Source organism: Geodermatophilus sp. TF02-6, assembly GCF_003319115.1.
GTDB lineage: Bacteria > Actinomycetota > Actinomycetes > Mycobacteriales > Geodermatophilaceae > Geodermatophilus.
The window spans coordinates 73,125-90,765 of the sequence record NZ_QOHF01000006.1 but is presented as its reverse complement, the minus strand read 5'-3'; the positions used below and the strand labels follow the sequence as shown (position 1 = coordinate 90,765).

The following is a 17,641-nucleotide window of genomic DNA, read 5'->3' as shown; positions in this document are numbered from 1 at the left end:
GGACGGACGCGCTCCCCGGCACCACCCGCAGGCCGCGCCCCGACGGCGACGAGCGCCGGCGGGGAGCTGCCGTGACGCGGTCGGCGGTCGGGAGCGCCGGCGGCCGGTCCGTCGGGCAGGGTCCCGGCCGTGCCGCCGCGCGCCGTCGCCGGCACCGGTGGACGCCGGTCTGCGGCGTGCTGGCCGGGTTGCTCGCCGCCTCGCTCGCCGGGCCGGCCCCGCCCGCCGCCGCCGCGCCCGGCGTCCAGGCGTCGGCCGCCGACGAGGAGAGCACCGACGGCGACCGCCCGGTTCGGGTCGACCTCACCCGCGTCGAGCCGCGGACGCTGACGCCGGGGGCTCCGGTCACCATCGGCGGCACGCTGACCAACACCGGCACCGAGACCCTCACCGGCCTCGACGTGCGGCTGCAGCGGGGCACGCCCCTGGCCACCCGCGCCGAGCTGCTGGCCAGCGACGGCGACCCGGACCCGGTGTCCGCCGTCGCCACACCCTTCCAGCAGGTCCCCGGCGAGCTGGCGCCCGGCGCGTCCGTCGCCTTCACCCTGACCACGGACACCGCCGAGCTGCAGATCGACCGGGACGGCGTCTACCCGCTGCTGCTCAACCTCAACGGCGCCGCGCCCGACGGGGAGCGGCGCCGGGTCGGCGAGCTGTCCACGTACCTGGTGCAGCCGCCGGCGCAGCCGGTCGCGCCGACCGCCGTCGCCTGGCTGTGGCCGCTGGTGGAGCGCACCCACCGCGACGCCGGCGGCCGGTTCGTCGACGACGGGCTCGCCGGCGAGGTGGCGGCCGGTGGCCGGCTCGACCGGGCGGTGGCCGCCGTCGAGCAGCTGCCCGAGGCTCCCCCGCCCGGGAGCGGCGACCCCGCGCCGGTGGTGCGGGTGACCCTGGCCGTCGACCCGGCACTGGTCGAGGAGCTCGAGCTCATGGCCGACGGGCCCTACGACGTCGCCGGTCGGCAGGACGCGGGGGAGGGCAGCGAGGACGCCGCCGCCTTCCTCGGCCGGCTGCGTGCCCTCGCCGCCGACCACCCCGTCGTCGCGCTGCCCTACGGCGACGTCGACGCCGACGCCCTGACCGCGGCGGGCCTGTCCGAGGTGGTCACCCGCAGCCTGCCGGGCACGCCGGGCGGGACGGCGCGGGACGACCCCGACGCCCTCGCCGCGGCGCCGGCGACGGCTGCGGGGGGTGCGGCCCAGCCGACCTCCGGGGCCGGGGCCGAGATCCTCCGGGACGCGCTCGGGGTCGCCCCCCGCACCGACCTGGCCTGGGCGCCGGGCGGTTCCCTGCGCGCGGACACCCTGCGCACGCTGCTCGCCGGCGGCGTCGACGAGGTGGTGCTCGGCCCCGGCGGGCTCACCGACGGCTCGGCGGCGCTCGGGCTGGAGGACGGCGGCGCGGCGGCCCGGACCACCGTGCCCACCTCCGGCGGGGACGTCGCCGCGCTGGTGGCCGACGGCGGGCTGGGCGAGCTGGCCGACACGGCCGGGCGGCCCTCCGGCGGCGCTCCGGTCGCCGAGCAGCGCTACCTCGCCGAGCTGGCGCTGCTCACCCTCCGGCCGGGGATCACCGCGGGACAGACCGTGCTGGTGGCCCCGCCCCGGGAGGTCGACGCCGACCCCGCGAGCGGAAGCCGGATGATGGCCGACGCCGCGCAGCTGCCGTGGCTGCGCCCGGCGACCGTGGCGCAGCTGGACGGCGGCCCTCACGCCACCACTGGCAGGCTGGCCGCCCCGGCCGAGCCCGGCGGGCTGGGCGCCGCGGGGATGGCCGACGTCGCCGCGGCGGTCCGGGCCCGCGACGACCTCGCCGGCGCCGTCGACGGCAGCGCGGACCAGGCGCTGGCCCCCTATGACGCCGCCGTCGCCCGGGCGACCTCCGCGGCCTGGCGCGACGACCCGCCGGGGTTCTCCGCGGCCGCCGCGGACCTGCGGACGACGCTGGACCGGCTGCGCGACCGGGTGAGCCTGCTGGCCCCGGCCGACGGCACCTACAGCCTCGCCTCCAGGGACGCCCCGCTCGTCCTCACCATCGGCAACGACCTGCCCTTCGCCGTCCGCGTGCGGCTGCGGGTGCAGACCCGCGGCGGCGCCCTGACCGTGGCCGACGTCGGCGAGCAGGTCCTCGCGCCCGACCAGCGGACGACGCTGCAGGTGCCCACCGAGGTGCGCCAGTCCGGCCGCTTCGGCGTGGTGGCCGGCCTGACCACCCCCGACGGCGGCCCCCTCGGCGAGCAGGTGCAACTGCAGGTCAAGAGCACCGTCTACGGGTCGATCTCGCTGCTCACCACCCTCGGCGCCGCGGCGCTGCTCGGGCTGCTGTTCCTGCGCCGCCTCGTGCTGTTCGTGCTGCGCCGCGGCCGCGGCACCCCGCAGGACGGCGGGGCGCTGGGCGGGCCGGTCCCGCTGCCGCCGACCCGGAGCCCGGTGTGAGCGGCGGAAGCCCACCACCGGGCACGGCGACCCCGCGCCGGCGCCCGGCAGGCGCCGGCGAGGAGGTCCGGTGAGCGGGGACCGCCCGGTCGAGGAGCAGCGCCGGGTCCCGCTGCCCCCGGTCCCCCCGCCTCCTGCCCCGTCGCGGCGGGCCGCGGCGAACGGGTCGTCGGCGGCCCGCCGTCCCCCCGTCGACGGGACGGCGCGGGACGGCGCCCCGCCGCGGGTCCCCGGACCCGGCACACCGCCGGCCCTCCCGCTGCCCCCTCCGCCGTATCCGACCCCGCCGTACCCGACCCCGCCGTACCCGCCGGAGGCCGGCCGGCCGCTGCCCCCGGTCCCGCCGCCGTCCCCCCGCGCGCGCCACCTGCCCCCCGTACCGCCGCCGTATCCGCGGGGCGCCTCACGGTGGGTGCCCGGGCCCGACGACACCCAGCTCATCCCGGTGCTGCCGGCGGTGCCGCGGCCGGTCGACGAGTCCGACGAGGAGGTCGAGGCTCGGGAGGGCCGGCCCGGCGCCAGCCGCGGCATCCTCCGCGCCGCCGGCACCATGGCGGTGGCCACGCTGGTCTCCCGGCTGACCGGCTTCCTGCGGACGGCGGTGCTCACCGCGGTGCTGGGCGTGGCCGCCGTCGGCAACGCCTACACCGTCGCCAACCTGCTGCCCAACATCGTCTACGAGCTGCTGCTCGGCGGGGTGCTCACCTCGGTCGTCGTCCCGCTGCTGGTCGGCGCGCAGGAGGAGGACGCCGACGGCGGCGTGCGGTACGCCCAGCGGCTGATGACCCTGACCGTCGTGGGGCTGAGCGCGCTGACCGCGCTGGCCGTGCTGGCCGCTCCGGCGCTGACCTGGCTGATGAACATCCGCGACGACCCCGACCAGGTGCGGCTGGCCACCTGGCTGGCCCGGATTCTGCTGGTGGAGATCGTCTTCTACGGCGTGGGCGCCCTGGCCACGGCCGTCCTCAACGCCCGGGGGGTCTTCGGGCCGCCGGCCTGGGCACCGGTGCTCAACAACGTCGTGGTCATCGTCACCGGCGGGCTGTTCGTGCTCGCCGGCGGGCCGGGGCCGCTGACGCCGGTGACCATCACCGACACCCAGGTGTGGGTGCTCGGTGTCGGCACCACGCTGGGCATCGCCGTCCAGGCGCTGGTGCTCCTGCCGCTGCTCGGCCGGCACGGGGTGCCGCTGCGGCCGCAGTGGGGGCTGCGCGGCACCGGGCTGGGCGAGGCCGGGTCGCTGGGGCTGTGGGTCGTCGGCTACGTGCTGGTCAGCCAGGTGGGCGTGGTGGTGGCCAACCAGGTGGCGGCGGCCGCCGCGGCCGCGGGTGGGCTGGGCAACGCGGCCTTGGCCAACGCCAACCTGCTGTTCCAGATGCCCTACGGGATCATCGGCGTCGCCCTGCTCACCGCCCTGCTGCCGCGGATGAGCCGCGCGGCCGCCCGCGGCGACGTGCCCGGCGTGGTGCAGGACCTCTCCCTGGGCACCCGGCTGTCGGCGCTCGGCCTGCTGCCGATCACCGCCGCGCTCGTCGTCCTCGGGCCGGCCGTGGCGACGATCGCCTTCGGCCACGGGGAGACGACGGTCGCCCAGGCCCGGGGGATCGGCGTCGCGCTGGCCGTCGGGGCGTTCGGGCTGCTGCCGATGGCGATCACCCTGCTGCAGCTGCGGGTCTTCTACGCGATGAAGGACGCCCGCACCCCGACCCTCGTCCAGCTCGGGATGGTCGCCGTCCGGGTGCCGCTGCTGCTGCTGGTGCCGGTGGTCGTCGAGCCGGGGCAGGTGGTCGCCGGGCTGATGCTGGTCACCAGCCTCACCTACGTCGCCGGCTGGGGGATCGGGCAGGCGGCCCTGCGCCGCCGGCTGGGCGACGTGGACGGCGGCAGGACCCGCGGTCCGGTGCTGCGGATCGCCGCCGCCTCCCTGGTCGCCGGCCTCCTCGGCTGGGCGGCGGTGGCCGTGACCGACGCCGCGTTCGGGACGTCGGTGAGGGGGTCGCTCGGCACCCTGCTCGTCGGTACCGTGGTGGTCGGCGGCGCGGCTCTCGCCGGGATCGTGGTCGCCCGAGTCCCCGAGATCCGGGAGCCCCTGGCCGCCGTCAGGTCCCGCCTGGGACGCGGGTGAGCACTGCGTCGCCGCCGCCGGGGCGACCCAGCCGCCGGCCGGGAGCGGACAGGGGGCCGGAGCCGTCGATGACGTCCACGACCACCGGCCTGCCCGACCGCTACCGGCCCCTCGACGAGGTCGGCCCCGCCGAGACCACGGCCACCGGCGCGATCCGCTGCTGGCGTGCCCGGGACCGCATCCTCGACCGGGACGTCGCCGTCCGCGTGCACACCCCGGGCGGCCCGCCCGCCCGCGAGTGGATCGGCCGGGCGCTGACCGCCGGCGGCCTGGCCACCCCCGCCCTCGCCATGGTCTACGACGCCGCGGAGGGCGACGGGCGCGCGCCGGGCGGCGCGGCCTACGTCGTCAACGAGTGGATCGAGGGCCAGGCCCTCGCCGAGCGCCTGGCCGAGGGCCCGATGCCCGAGCGGGAGGTGCGCACCGTGATGCGCCGGCTGGCCGAGGGCGTCGCCGACGCCCACCGGGCCGGGCTGGCCGTCGGCGGGATCAGCCCGGAGACCGTCGTCCTGCGGCCGGGCGGCCTGGTCGGGCTGCGGTCGGTCCCCGCCGCCCACGGCAGCGTGCAGGGCGACATCGCCGCCCTCGGCGAGCTGCTCGAGCACTGCCTGACCGGCCACCGCGCCGGCGCGACCCCGCTTCCGGACACCGGCCGTCGGACGGGCATCGCCCCCGACCTGGCCGCCCTGGTGCGCCGCGCCCGCTCCACCGAGCCGGGCACGCGGCTGTCCAGCGCGTCCGCGATGGCCGCCCTGCTCGCCGAGCGCCCCCGTACGGCGCCGGTGCGCGAACCCGACGAGTCCGACAGCGGCTGGCTGCGCCGGCTGCGCGAGCGCCGCGAGGAGGACGTCGCGGCCGAGCCCGCCCCCTCGGGTTCGACCGTGTTCCACGGCAACCGGCCGGCTCCCGTCACGGCCGACGACGGCGACGAGGACGACCTGCTGCCGTTCGCCGCCGCGGACGACGACCCCGACCCCGAGGAGGACGCGGGCGGCGCGCCCCCGCCCGGGCGCCGCCGGCTGCTGGTGGTGGGTCTACCGCTGCTGGCCCTGCTCGTGGTGGTCGCCCTGGCCTGGTACGTGGGCAACAACGTGCTCTCGGTGGCCGGCACCGGCAGCGCCGCAGACGACCCGCCCACCACGGCGCCGTCCACCGACGCACCCGCCGCGCCGACCACGACGGCCGCCCCCTCCGCCGGCCCGCTGGCGGTCACCGGGGCGTCGGTGTTCAACCCCTACGGCGACGGCGACCCGGAGAACGAGGACGACGTCGACCTCTCCCACGACGGCGACCCGGCCAGCGCCTGGTCCACCGTCACATACCGGGGCTCGGCCGCGTTCGGCAACCTCAAGCCCGGTGTCGGCGTCCGGTACGACCTCGGCGGCGACCAGCGGCTGGCCGGCGTCACCGTGACCACGACGACCCCGGGGATCGCCGTCGAGGTGCGCACCGGGAACGACCCGGGCGTCTCGCTGGACGGCTACGCCGTCGACGCCTCCGGCACGGTCGACGGCACCGCCGAGCTGACCTTCGACCAGCCGGTGACCGCCCGCTACGTGCTGGTGTGGATCACCTCGCTGGCGCCGGCCGACGGCGGGTTCGCCGGGGACCTCGCCGAGGTGACCCCGATCCGCGCCGGCTGAGCGAGGACCCGCGGCCCGGTGAGCGGGGAATGCCGCCCCTACCATCCTCGTTGTGCCGCCCGTGACGACTGAGCACCCGACCCCCGGCCCGGCGGTGACGGCCGAGCACGCCGAGCCGGCCATCCCCCCGGCCGAGCACGACGGCGTCCGCGACCTGGTCATCATCGGCTCCGGCCCGGCCGGGTACACCGCCGCCATCTACGCCGCCCGGGCCAACCTGCACCCGCTGGTCTTCGAAGGCTCCCAGTTCGGCGGGGCGCTGATGACCACCACCGAGGTGGAGAACTTCCCCGGCTTCGCCGAGGGCATCCAAGGCCCCCAGCTGATGGACGACATGCGCACCCAAGCCGAACGCTTCGGCGCCGAGCTGGTACCCGCCGACGTCACCGCAGTCGACCTCACCGCCGAGCCCAAGGTGGTCACCGTCGGCGACGAGGTGCACCGGGCGCACGCGGTGATCGTGGCCACCGGCTCGAAGTACCGCTACCTGGGGCTGGACAACGAGGCCCGGCTGCTCGGTCACGGCGTATCGGCGTGCGCCACCTGCGACGGGTTCTTCTTCCGCGATCAGGACATCGCCGTGGTCGGTGGCGGGGACTCGGCGATGGAGGAGGCCACCTTCCTGACCCGGTTCGCCAAGACCGTCACCGTGGTGCACCGCCGCGACGAGCTGCGCGCCTCGAAGATCATGCAGAAGCGCGCCCGGGACAACGAGAAGATCCGCTGGGCGTTGGGCAAGCAGGTCACCGACGTGCTCGGCGATCAGACGGTGGCCGGTGTGGAGTTGACCGATGTGGCCTCCGGGGCCATCGAGGAGCTGCCGGTGAGCGGGGTGTTCGTGGCGATCGGGCACGATCCGCGCAGCGAGCTGTTCGTCGGGCAGCTCAAGTTGGACGACGAGGGTTACGTCCAGGTGGAGCAGCCGAGCACCCGGACCAACATCGAGGGGGTGTTCGCCTGCGGGGACGTGGTCGATCACGTCTACCGCCAGGCGATCACCTCGGCCGGCACCGGCGCGGCGGCGGCCATCGACGCCGAGCGCTACCTGGCCGAGGCCTTCGGCGAGCGCTGACGATCGCCCGGTAGGGGCCCGCCGCGGCCCCGTCGCCTCCGGGGTCCCGCCCCGAGCCTGCGAGAGGTGCTCTTCCGAAGGCTGGGGAGGACGGGGTCCTCCTACGGTGGGGGCAGGATGGTCCTCACACCGGGCATACACCCACTTCCCGTCCGGTTGCAGCCGGCGGGTACCAGCAGACCGAGAGGGAGTACGACCATGGCAGGCAACACCGTGACGGTCACCGACGCCACCTTCGCCGACCACGTGCTGGGCAGCGACAAGCCCGTGCTCGTCGACTTCTGGGCGGAGTGGTGCGGGCCGTGCAAGATGGTCGCCCCGGTCCTCGAGGAGATCGCCGCCGAGCACGGCGACAAGCTGACGATCGCCAAGCTGAACATCGACGAGAACCCGCAGATCGCCCGCGACTACCAGGTCATGTCGATCCCGACGATGACCGTGTTCCAGGGCGGCAAGCCGGTGAAGAGCATCATCGGCGCCAAGCCCAAGGGCGCCATCCTCTCCGACCTCGCCGACTACATCTGATCAAGGACTCCGGCTCCCTTGCAGGTAGAAGGACCCCCTCCTGCCCACCCCTCGCAAGCTCGGGGCGGTGCCCGGGAGGGGGCCTAGCGCGAGCGTGCGAGTGGTCGGGGGCAAGGGGGCCCTTGTTCCACCCCTCGCAGGCTCGGGGCGGGACCCGGGACGGGGCCACTCGGAGGGCCTCCTCCGCCAGCCGGTGGGGGAGGCCCTGGCGTGTCCGGGGGTCGGCTGGGCCGGGGCCAGGGCCGGGGTGAGAATCGACCCACGATGGGAACCGACAGCCGCATGCAACCCCTGCGTCCCGGGGACCGCGGCCCCGCCGTGGCCGACGTCCACGCCGCCCTGCGCACCCTCGGGCTGCTGTTGGCCGACGGGGACGACGCACTCGGCCAGGCCGTCTACGACGCCGCGACCGAGCTCGCCGTCCGCCACTTCCAGCAGGTCCGCGGGCTCTCCGTCGACGGCCGCGTGGGCGAGGAGACCTACCGCGCCCTGTCCGAGGCGCGCTGGAAGCTGGGCGACCGGCTGCTGCACCACGATCCCGAGCGGCCGACGCGCGGGGACGACGTGACCAGCCTGCAGGAGCGGCTGCACGAACTCGGCTACGACGCGGGCCCCGTCGACGGCGTCTTCGGCCCGGAGACCGAGGTCGGACTGCGGGCCTTCCAGCGCGACTACGGGCTGACCGCCGACGGCACCTGCGGCCCCGCCACGCTGCGCGCGCTGCGCCAGCTGGGCCGCAAGGTCACCGGCGGGCGGCCGCAGCTGCTGCGGCAGAGCGCCCACTTCGTCGAGAGCGGCCCCCACCTGATCGGCCGGCGCATCGTCGTCGACCCCGGGCACGGCGGACCCGATCCCGGCTTCACCGCGGGCGAGACGACCGAGGCCGACCTGGTCCTCGACCTGGCCTACCGCATCGAGGGCCGGCTCGCCGCGGCCGGGGCCACCGTCTACCTGACCCGCGGCCGGTACCAGGCCCCCACGCCGACCGAGCGGACGGCGTTCGCCAACGACGCCCACGCCGACCTGTTCCTCTCCCTGCACCTGGACGCGCACGGCTCCGAGCACGCCCGCGGGGTGGCCAGCTACTACTACGGCACCGGCTCGGGCGCGTCCTCCACCGTCGGCGAGCAGTTCGCCGGCCTGGTGCGCCGCGAGATGGTCGCCCGCACCGGCATGCTCGACCTGGGCTCGCACGCCAAGACCTGGGACCTGCTGCGCGCGACCCGCATGCCCGCCGTGCGCCTCGACTGCGGCTACCTCTCCCACCCGGTCGACCGGCTGCTGCTGCTCGACGCCCGGCTGCGCAGCACCGTCGCCAGCGCCGTCCTGGCCGCCGTCCAGCGGCTGTTCCTGCCCGCCGAGGCCGACCCGCCCACCGGCACGTTCGTCCTCCCCCGCGCCCGCTGACCCCCCTGGGCATGGGAAGCGATACGTGCGTCTGCACGGCCACGACGCAGGTATCGCTTCCCATGCCCACGACGGGTGCACCGGTGTCTCCCGGGACCGGTGTGACCGACCGGTCCGTCCGGCTGCCGTGTCCCAGGGGCGCCGTGGCCCTGCTCCGTACACTCGACGGGTGGTCTCCCTCCCGCCCGGCACCCCCCCGGGCCCCGGTGTGCACCCCCACGCGGCGCAACCACTCCACGCGCCCCGCCACCCGCGGCTGGACCCGCTGGCCGACCGGTACGCAGCACGCACCCACGGGATGAAGACCTCCGAGATCCGGGCGCTGTTCTCCGTGGTGAGCCGCCCCGAGGTGGTCTCGCTGGCCGGCGGCATGCCCGCGGTCACCGCGCTGCCGCTGGACGCGGTTGGCTCGATGATCGGCGAGCTGGTCTCGGGCATGGGCGCGCAGACGCTGCAGTACGGCTCCGGCCAGGGCGACCCGCGGCTGCGGGAGCGGATCTGCGACGTCATGGCCCTGGAGGGCATCACCGACGCCTCGCCCAGCGAGGTCGTCGTCACCGTCGGCTCCCAGCAGGGGCTGGACCTGGTCACCCGCGTCTTCTGCGACCCCGGCGACGTCGTCCTCGCCGAGGGCCCCTCCTACGTCGGCGCGCTGGGCGTCTTCCAGGCCGCCGAGGCGCGGGTCCGGCACGTTCCGATGGACGACGACGGGCTGGTCCCCGAGGCGCTGGAGCAGGCGCTGCTGGAGTGCCGGGCGGGCGGCGACCGGGTGAAGTTCCTCTACACCGTGCCCAACTACCACAACCCGGCCGGGGTGACGCTCTCCGAGCCGCGCCGCCGGGCGGTCATCGACATCGCCGACCGCTACGACCTGCTGGTCGTCGAGGACAACCCGTACGGGCTGCTCGGCTTCGACCACGAGCCGATGCGCGCGCTGCGTGCCCGCGACGCCGACCGGGTCGTCTACCTGGGGTCGTTCTCCAAGACCTTCTCCCCGGGCCTGCGGGTCGGCTGGGTGCTCGCCCCGCTCGCCGTCCGGGAGAAGCTGGTGCTGGCCACCGAGGCGCAGGTGCTCTGCCCGCCCTCGCTCACCCAGTACGCCGTCGCCCGCTACCTGGACACCCAGCCCTGGCGCGAGCAGATCAAGCTGTTCACCGAGCTCTACCGGGAGCGGCGGGACGCCACCCTGGAGTCGCTCGAGGCGCTCATGCCGCCGGGCACCACCTGGACGAGGCCCGACGGCGGGTTCTACGTGTGGCTGCAGCTGCCGCACGGGCTGGACGCCAAGCTCATGCAGCCCCGCGCGGTCAACGCGCACGTGGCCTACGTCCCCGGCATCGGCTTCTACGCCGACGGGTCGGGCCAGGAGTTCATGCGGCTGTCCTACTGCTACCCCGAGCCGGACCAGATCCGCGAGGGTGTCCGTCGGTTGGCCCGCGTCATCGAGGCCGAGCTGGACCTGCACTCCACCTTCGACGGCGTCGACACCGGCACCTTCCGGGCCGTCACGGGACGGGCGGGGGACCGAGGAGCGCGCCAGGGGATCGACCCGATCGTCGGCCCGGCCGCCAGCGACCGATACGAGGACCACCCGTGACCGAGCCCGCCGCCGCCCCGACCGCGCAGTCCGGCGCCGCCGAGCACCCCCTGCGCGCCGTCGTCCTCGCGGGCGGGTTGAACGTGGAGCGGGAGGTCAGCCTCTCCTCGGGCACCCAGGTGGTCGAGGAGCTCGCCCGGGCCGGGGTGGACGCCGAGCTGCGCGACGCCGACGCCGAGCTGCTGCCCGGGCTGGCCGTGTCCCCGGCCGACGCGGTGTTCATCGCGCTGCACGGCGCCACGGGGGAGGACGGCGCGCTGCGGGCGGTGCTCGACCTCGCCGGCGTCTCCTACGTCGGCTCCCCGGCCGCGGCCTGCCGGCTGGCGTGGGACAAGCCGGCCGCCAAGTCGGTCGTCCGCTCGGCCGGCCTGACGACGCCGGACTGGGTGGCCCTGCCGCACAGCACCTTCCGGGAGCTGGGGGCGGGGGCGGTGCTCGACCTGATCGTCGCCCGGCTCGGCCTGCCGCTGATGGTCAAGCCCGCCTCGGGCGGCTCGGCGCTGGGCGTGCAGAAGGTCGGCCGGGTCGAGGACCTCCCGGCGGCCATGGTCAGCTGCTTCGCCTACGGCGACACCGTCATGGTCGAGCGGTTCGTCGCCGGGGTGGAGCTGGCGCTGTCGGTGGTCGACCTGGGGGAGGGGCCCGAGGCGCTGCCGGCGGTGGAGATCGCCCCCGAGTCGGGCGTGTTCGACTACACCTCCCGTTACACCCCCGGGCTCACCGAGTACCACGCCCCGGCCCGGGTCTCCGCCGAGGTGGCGGTCGAGGCCGCCGGGCTCGCCGTCCAGGTGCACCGGGTGCTCGGCCTGGCCGACCTGTCGCGCACCGACGCGATCGTCAGCTCCGACGGCGCGGTGCACTTCCTGGAGGTGAACGTCTCCCCGGGGTTGACCGAGACGTCGATGTTCCCGATGGCTGTCGAGGCGGCCGGGTACGGGCTCGGCGACGTCCTCTGCCGGCTGCTCACCCGCCGGGCGACCACACCCCGCTGAACGCCGGCTTCCGTCGGTGACGGAAGCCGCACCTCGGGGTCGCGTCCGCGTTTCCACGGCACCGCGCGACCGTGCGGGCGGACGAGGGTCAACCCGGCGTGCTCCCCGGACGGCGGGCGGCGACGTCCGGCGCCATCTGGCCGATGATGCGTTGCAGGTCGTCGACCGAGCCGAACTCCACGACGATGCGACCCTTGGCCCGGCCGATCTGGATCTTGACGTTGGTCTCGAAGGCGTCCGACAGCCGGCCGGCGAGGTCCTCCACGCCGGGGGCGGTGAACCGGCGGGGACGCCGCTTGGCCGCCGGCTGCTCGGCGACGGCGAGCGCGACCGCCTCCTCGGTGGCCCGCACGGACAGCCCCTCGGCGACGATGCGGGCGGCGAGGGCGTCCTGCGCCTCGGGGTCGGGCAGGCCGAGCAGCGCTCGGGCGTGCCCGGCCGAGATGACGCCGGCGGCGACCCGGGTCTGCACCTTCACCGGCAGCTTGAGCAGCCGGATGGTGTTGGTGACCTGCGAGCGGCTGCGGCCGATGCGGCCCGCCAGCTCCTCGTGGGTGGCGCCGAACTCCTCGAGCAGCTGCTGGTAGGCCGCCGCCTCCTCCAGCGGGTTGAGCTGCACCCGGTGGATGTTCTCCAGCAGGGCGTCGCGCAGCAGGGCGTCGTCCGTGGTGTCCCGGACGATCGCCGGCACCGTCTCCAGCTCGGCCGCCCGGGCGGCACGCAACCGGCGCTCACCCATGATGAGCTCGTAGCCGCCCTCGACGTGCTCGCGGACGACGATCGGCTGCAGCAGGCCGAACTCCCGGACGGAGTGGGTGAGCTCGTCGGCCGCCTCGTCGTCGAAGACCTGCCGGGGCTGGCGGGGGTTGGGGACGACGTCGGCGACGGCGACCTCGCGCAGCTGCGCCCCGGGGACGCCGACCGCGGCCTCCTCCGCCTGCCGGGCCACCGTCGCCGCGGCCTGGGCGGCCGGGGGCAGCAGGTGGACCGGGGCGGCGACCGGCGTCTCCGCGGGGACGCTCGCCCCGGCGGGGCGCCCAGCGCCGTCGTCGGTCTCGGGCGGCGTCGGCTGCTCGACCGGCGGGGCGCTGGTCGGGATCAGCGCCGCCAACCCTCGGCCGAGGCCGCCACGCTTGCTCATCGTTTCCTCTCCTCAGCGGACGGGGGGACGGGGACGGCGGCCGTACCGTGCGCGGCCGTGGCGTCGGTGCCGGCGCCCACCGACACCCCGACGGGCATCCCGGGCGCCGGCCGCGAGGCCAGCGGCGGCAGGGCCACACCGCGCCGAGCGAGCTCGCGGGCGGCCTCCACGTAGCTGGTCGAGCCGCGGGAGCCCGGATCGTAGGTCAACACCGACTGGCCGTAGCCCGGCGCTTCGGACACCCGCACGTTGCGGGGGATGACGGTGTCGAGCACCAGGGGACCGAAGTGGTTGCGCACCTCCTCGGCCACCTGGTCGGCGAGCCGGGTGCGGGCGTCGTACATGGTCAGCAGGATGGTGCGGACGGCGATGCCCGGGTTGAGGTGTTGGCGGACCAGGTCGATGTTGTTGAGCAGCTGGCCCAGGCCCTCCAGCGCGTAGTACTCGCACTGGATGGGGATGAGCACCTCGTCCCCGGCGACGAGCGCGTTGAGGGTGAGCAGCCCCAGGGACGGCGGGCAGTCGACGAGCACGTAGTGCGGCCGCTGCTCGGGCGGCAGGGTCTGCAGGTGGGCCTCGATCGCCCGCCGCAGCCGGTACTCGCGGGCGACGACCGACACCAGCTCGATCTCGGCACCGGCGAGGTCGATGGTCGCCGGCACGCAGCGCAGCAGCGGGCTGGCCGTCGTCGGGTGCACGACCTCCGACAGCGAGCTGTCACCGACCAGGGCGTCGTAGACCGACGGCGTCCCCACGCTGTGCTCCACGCCGAGCGCGGTGCTGGCGTTGCCCTGCGGGTCGAGGTCGACGACCAGCGTCCGCAGCCCGTACAGCGCCAGCGCGACGCCGAGGTTGACCGCCGAGGTGGTCTTGCCGACGCCGCCCTTCTGGTTGGCGATGGTGATGACCCGGATCCGGCCGGGGGCGGGGAAGGGTTCCTGGTCGGCCGCGTGCAGCACGCGGGTGGCCCGCAGCGCCTCCATGGCGATGGGACTGTCGAAGTCGGCCATGCCGTTGACCGTCGGGGAGCCGGCCGACTGGTCGGCCAGGCTGCGGCGCAGCCGCTGTCCCGGGTCGGTCATCTCGGGTCCTCCCTCCCGGTCCGTTCCACGTGGAACAGGCTCGGGACGTGCATCGGGTTCCACGTGGAACGCCGGGCCGGACGGCTCACCGCGCTCCACGGGTCATGACGACCACGGTAGTGGCAGCCTCCCCCAGCTCAGCACCGACGGCCCGCGGCCGGATGTCGCGCATCCCCGCGGCCTCGAGCTCGGGGACCAGCGCCGGCAGCTCCGCCACCGCGCGGGCGCCGACCAGCGCCACCAGCTGCGCCCCCGGGCGCAGCAGCCCGCGGCACCAGGCCACCAGGCGGGGCAGCGCGGCCACCGCACGGGCCGTGACGACGTCCACCGGACCCACCGCGGAGCGCACGGAGCGCTCCTCGGCCCGGCCGCGCACCACCCGCCACGGAGCGCCGAACTCGCCGACGACCTGCTCGAGGAACTCCACCCGGCGGGCCATCGGCTCGACCAGGGTGAGCCGGATGTCGGGGCGGGCCAGGGCCAGCGGGATGCCGGGCAGGCCGGCGCCGCTGCCGACGTCCACCACCCGGGCCCGGTGCGGCACGACGTCGGCGACCGCGGCGCTGTTGAGGACGTGCCGCTCCCACAGCCGCGGCACCTCGCGTGGCCCGATCAGTCCGCGGGTGACTCCGTCGGTGGCCAGCCGGGCCACGTAGCGCTCGGCGTCGGTGAGGGCGTCTCCGAAGACCGACCGGGCGACGGCCGGAGCCGGCGGGACCGGGAGGGCGCCGGCGTCGGCGGAGGGAGGCCCCGTCACCGATCCGGGAGGACGACGACGCGGCGGTTGGGCTCCTCGCCCTCGGACTCGCTGTGCACGCCGGCGATCCCGGCGATGACGTCGTGCACGACCTTGCGCTCGAACGGGTTCATCGCCGCAAGCCGCTCGGGCTGGCGACTGCCGGCGACGCGGCGGGCGGCCTCGGCGGCCAGCGAGGTGAGGTCGGCCCGGCGGCGGGCGCGGAACCCGCTGATGTCGAGCATCAGCCGGCTGCGCACGCCGGTCGACTGCGCGACGGCCAGCCGGGTCAGCTCCTGCAGCGCCTCGAGGACCGCACCGTCGGAGCCGACGAGGTCCTGCAGGTCGGCCCCGACGATGGCCACCGAGGCCCGGTCGCCCTCGACGTCGAGGTCGATGTCGCCGTCCACGTCGAGGATGTCGAGCAGCCGCTCGAGGTAGTCGCCGGCGACGTCGCCCTCCCGGACGAGCAGGTCGTCGGCCTCGGCAGGAGCCTCGTCGGCGGCGTCGGTGTCCTCGTCGGTGTCCTCGTCGGTGTCCTCGTCGGTGTCGGCGGGCTCGAGGACCGCGTCTGCGCCGTCCTCGTCGGGGTCCGGCAGGTCCGGCTGCGCGGAGACGGGAGCGTCGGCCGGGACGGGGGCGTCGTCGGGGACGGGGCTCAGGACCGCCCCCGAGGTGGCCTCGCTGGTCGGGCCGGCCGGGCCGGTGGGGTGCTGTGGGGCGCTCATGGCGTCTCCTCCCGTGGATGGGCGTCCGGGCGTGCCCGGTGGTCTCTGGCCGGCCGCCGCCGGCATCCGGGGGGACGCCGGCGGACCGGGTCAGCGGCGCTTGCGCTTGCCGCGGTTGGCCGGTCCCTGGCTGCCCCGACCGGCACCACCGGCCCGGCCGGCACCGCTGCGCGGACGGGCGCCCGGGGGCCGGCTCGCGCTGCTGGGCGACTGGCCGTTGGCACCGGCGGTGGCACCCGGCGGCTGCGTCCCGCCACCGGACGCGGTGGCGCCCGACGGCCGCGACCGGCCACCGGAGGAGGTGTCCGCGTCCCCCGTGGACCCGGTCGTGCCGGCGGGCTCCGCGGCGTCGGCGGCCTCCGGTGCGCCGGCCGGCTCCGCGGTACCCGCGGCCTTCGGCGTGCCCGCGGCCTTCGGCCCGCCGGCGGCCTTCGGCGTGCCCGCGGCCTTCTGCGTGCCGGCGGGCTCGGCCCCGTCGGCCTCGGCGCCGGCGGCCGGCGCGGCAGCGGCGGGGCGGCCCGGCTTCGGGCGGACCGGCTTGGCGCCGGGCCTCGGGGCGAGCGTGCGCGGGTCGACCGCCGGCCGCTCGGCGGCGGCCCCGCCCTTCGCTGCCCCGGCCTTGGCGGCGGGCGAGCCGGGCGGCGGCATCTTGCGCAGGATGAAGAACTGCTGGCCGAGCGTCCACAGGTTGTTGGTCATCCAGTACAGCAGGACGCCGATGGGGAAGAAGAAGCCGCTGACGAACAGGCTCGCCGGCATGCCGTAGAGCAGCAGCTTCTGCACCATGGCGGCCTGGCCCTCGACCGGCCCGGTCCGCTTGATCGTCTGCTTCTGCGTCGTGTACGTCGTCACGCACATGATCACGATGAGCGCGAACGCGACGACGCGGATGTTGGTGTAGCTGACGCCCGGCAGGTCGAGGATCGCCTGCTCCTTGGCCCCGACCATGTTGAAGGAGGCGGAGATCGGCGCGCCGAACAGCTTGGCCGAGGCGGCCTGCTGGGTCAGCTCGTAGGACCAGCTGTAGAGCCCCTGGGCGCCGGGCCGCAGCCGGCGCAGCACGTGGAACAGGGAGAGGAAGACCGGGATCTGCGGCACGATCGGCAGGCACCCGGCCAGCGGGTTGACCCCGCGCTCCTTCTGCAGCGCCATCATCGCCTGGCTCAGGCCCTGCCGGTCGCTGCCGAACTGCTTGCGCAGCTTGGCGATCTCCGGCTGCAGCTCCTGCATCGCCCGCTGCGACTTGATCTGCTTGACGAACAGCGGGAAAAGGATCAGCCGGACCGTGACGACCAGGAAGATGATCGACAGCGCCCAGGCGATGCCACCGGACGGGTCGAGGAACGTGGAGAACAGCGCATGCCATCGGGCCAGCACCCAGGCGATGGCGGTGTACAGCCAGTCAAGCACGGGAGGACTCCTCCTGCGGGGCCCGGCGGCGTACCGACGGGACGGCGGGGGTGGTCTCGGGGGAGCGGTCGGTTCCGGTGGGTGCGGTGCGCGCGGGCGGCACCGGGTCGAACCCGCCGGGGTGCCAGGGAGCGCACCTGCCCAGACGGCGCAGCGCCAGCCAGCCGCCCCGCCCCGCGCCGTGGACGGCGATCGCCTCGGCGGCGTAGGCGCTGCAGGTGGGGGCGAAGCGACAGCGGGGCGGCAGCGCCGGGCTGACCGCCCGCTGGTAGAAGTCCACCGCGGCCAGCAGGGCCCGGGCCACCACGCCCCGCCCGCGCTCGGTGGCCGGTCGCCCGGTGCCCGCGGCACCCGCGTCGGCGCTCACCGGGTGCGCGCCCGGGAGGCGAGGACCCGGTCGAGCCCCGCGGCCAGGTCGCGGCGCAGGTCGGCCGACGTGGCGGTCGCGGCCTCGGGGCGGGCGCGCACCACCAGGTCCGCGGACGCGGGCAGGCGGTGCAGCTCATCGCGCACCACCGCGCGCAGCCGGCGGGTCACCCGGTGCCGGACCACGGAGTTGCCCACGGCCCTGCTCACCACGAAGCCAGCCCGTGGCCCACCGACCGCGCCGGCATCGCCGGGGGTCGAGGGCACGGACCGTTCGGGGAGGTAGTGGAGCACCATGGTCGGCCGCCCGGCACGCCGACCGGACCGGACGACCGCGGTGAACTCCGGACGCCGGCGCAGGCGTGCCTGCGCGGGCAGCACC

General features: G+C 76.1%; 15 protein-coding genes. 8 read left to right on the top strand and 7 right to left on the bottom strand.

Features of this window, described 5'->3' with window-relative positions; genetic code table 11:
- Nucleotides 1-71 precede the first annotated feature (71 nt).
- The 8 genes from DQ238_RS07490 to DQ238_RS07455 all read left to right on the top strand — a co-directional run bounded on the left by DQ238_RS07490 (nucleotide 72) and on the right by DQ238_RS07455 (nucleotide 11,796).
- Nucleotides 72-2,435 (top strand): DUF6049 family protein, encoded by a 2,364-nt coding sequence (locus DQ238_RS07490; protein WP_113780661.1) that lies wholly within the window; start codon nucleotides 72-74, stop codon nucleotides 2,433-2,435.
- A 412-nt stretch (nucleotides 2,436-2,847) separates the two neighbouring features.
- The gene (gene murJ / locus DQ238_RS07485; RefSeq protein ID WP_233495795.1) at nucleotides 2,848-4,560 is read left to right on the top strand and encodes a murein biosynthesis integral membrane protein MurJ; all 1,713 of its coding nucleotides are present in this window, start codon (nucleotides 2,848-2,850) and stop codon (nucleotides 4,558-4,560) included.
- Nucleotides 4,561-4,628: 68 nt separating this feature from the next.
- Nucleotides 4,629-6,203 (top strand): protein kinase family protein, encoded by a 1,575-nt coding sequence (locus DQ238_RS07480; RefSeq protein ID WP_113780659.1) that lies wholly within the window; start codon nucleotides 4,629-4,631, stop codon nucleotides 6,201-6,203.
- A gap of 94 nt (nucleotides 6,204-6,297) precedes the next feature.
- On the top strand, nucleotides 6,298-7,275 hold the full coding sequence (trxB, locus tag DQ238_RS07475; protein WP_113780658.1) for a thioredoxin-disulfide reductase: 978 nt from the start codon (nucleotides 6,298-6,300) through the stop codon (nucleotides 7,273-7,275).
- 198 nt (nucleotides 7,276-7,473) lie between these two features.
- The gene (gene trxA / locus DQ238_RS07470) at nucleotides 7,474-7,800 is read left to right on the top strand and encodes a thioredoxin (protein WP_113780657.1); all 327 of its coding nucleotides are present in this window, start codon (nucleotides 7,474-7,476) and stop codon (nucleotides 7,798-7,800) included.
- Between the two features lie 264 nt (nucleotides 7,801-8,064).
- Nucleotides 8,065-9,207 (top strand): N-acetylmuramoyl-L-alanine amidase, encoded by a 1,143-nt coding sequence (locus tag DQ238_RS07465; protein WP_233495793.1) that lies wholly within the window; start codon nucleotides 8,065-8,067, stop codon nucleotides 9,205-9,207.
- 208 nt (nucleotides 9,208-9,415) lie between these two features.
- Nucleotides 9,416-10,804, top strand: a complete 1,389-nt coding sequence (locus DQ238_RS07460; RefSeq protein WP_113780656.1) for a PLP-dependent aminotransferase family protein — start codon at nucleotides 9,416-9,418, stop codon at nucleotides 10,802-10,804.
- Entirely contained in the window at nucleotides 10,801-11,796 is a 996-nt protein-coding gene (locus DQ238_RS07455; protein WP_113780655.1) for a D-alanine--D-alanine ligase, read from the top strand. The genes DQ238_RS07460 and DQ238_RS07455 overlap by 4 nt, the downstream gene beginning before the upstream one ends.
- Nucleotides 11,797-11,884: 88 nt before the next feature.
- Here DQ238_RS07455 and DQ238_RS07450 read toward each other — a convergent pair whose 3' ends face one another.
- From DQ238_RS07450 to rnpA, 7 genes are all read right to left on the bottom strand, one after another.
- Entirely contained in the window at nucleotides 11,885-12,937 is a 1,053-nt protein-coding gene (locus DQ238_RS07450; protein WP_113780654.1) for a ParB/RepB/Spo0J family partition protein, read from the bottom strand.
- The gene (locus DQ238_RS07445; protein WP_113780653.1) at nucleotides 12,934-14,019 is read right to left on the bottom strand and encodes a ParA family protein; all 1,086 of its coding nucleotides are present in this window, start codon (nucleotides 14,017-14,019) and stop codon (nucleotides 12,934-12,936) included. The genes DQ238_RS07450 and DQ238_RS07445 overlap by 4 nt, the downstream gene beginning before the upstream one ends.
- 85 nt (nucleotides 14,020-14,104) lie before the next feature.
- Complete coding sequence (gene rsmG / locus DQ238_RS07440; RefSeq protein WP_113780652.1) at nucleotides 14,105-14,776, bottom strand: 16S rRNA (guanine(527)-N(7))-methyltransferase RsmG; 672 nt, start codon at nucleotides 14,774-14,776, stop codon at nucleotides 14,105-14,107.
- Nucleotides 14,773-15,483 carry a protein jag gene (locus tag DQ238_RS23645; protein ID WP_113780651.1) on the bottom strand — a complete coding sequence of 237 codons (711 nt, stop codon included), beginning with the start codon at nucleotides 15,481-15,483 and terminating at the stop codon, nucleotides 14,773-14,775. The genes rsmG and DQ238_RS23645 overlap by 4 nt, the downstream gene beginning before the upstream one ends.
- 90 nt (nucleotides 15,484-15,573) lie before the next feature.
- Nucleotides 15,574-16,893 (bottom strand): membrane protein insertase YidC, encoded by a 1,320-nt coding sequence (gene yidC / locus DQ238_RS07430; protein ID WP_113780650.1) that lies wholly within the window; start codon nucleotides 16,891-16,893, stop codon nucleotides 15,574-15,576.
- Nucleotides 16,886-17,260, bottom strand: a complete 375-nt coding sequence (gene yidD, locus DQ238_RS07425) for a membrane protein insertion efficiency factor YidD (RefSeq protein WP_233495791.1) — start codon at nucleotides 17,258-17,260, stop codon at nucleotides 16,886-16,888. Before yidD ends, yidC begins: the two co-directional genes overlap by 8 nt.
- The gene (gene rnpA, locus DQ238_RS07420; protein ID WP_113780649.1) at nucleotides 17,257-17,640 is read right to left on the bottom strand and encodes a ribonuclease P protein component; all 384 of its coding nucleotides are present in this window, start codon (nucleotides 17,638-17,640) and stop codon (nucleotides 17,257-17,259) included. The genes yidD and rnpA overlap by 4 nt, the downstream gene beginning before the upstream one ends.
- Nucleotide 17,641: the final 1 nt, after the last annotated feature.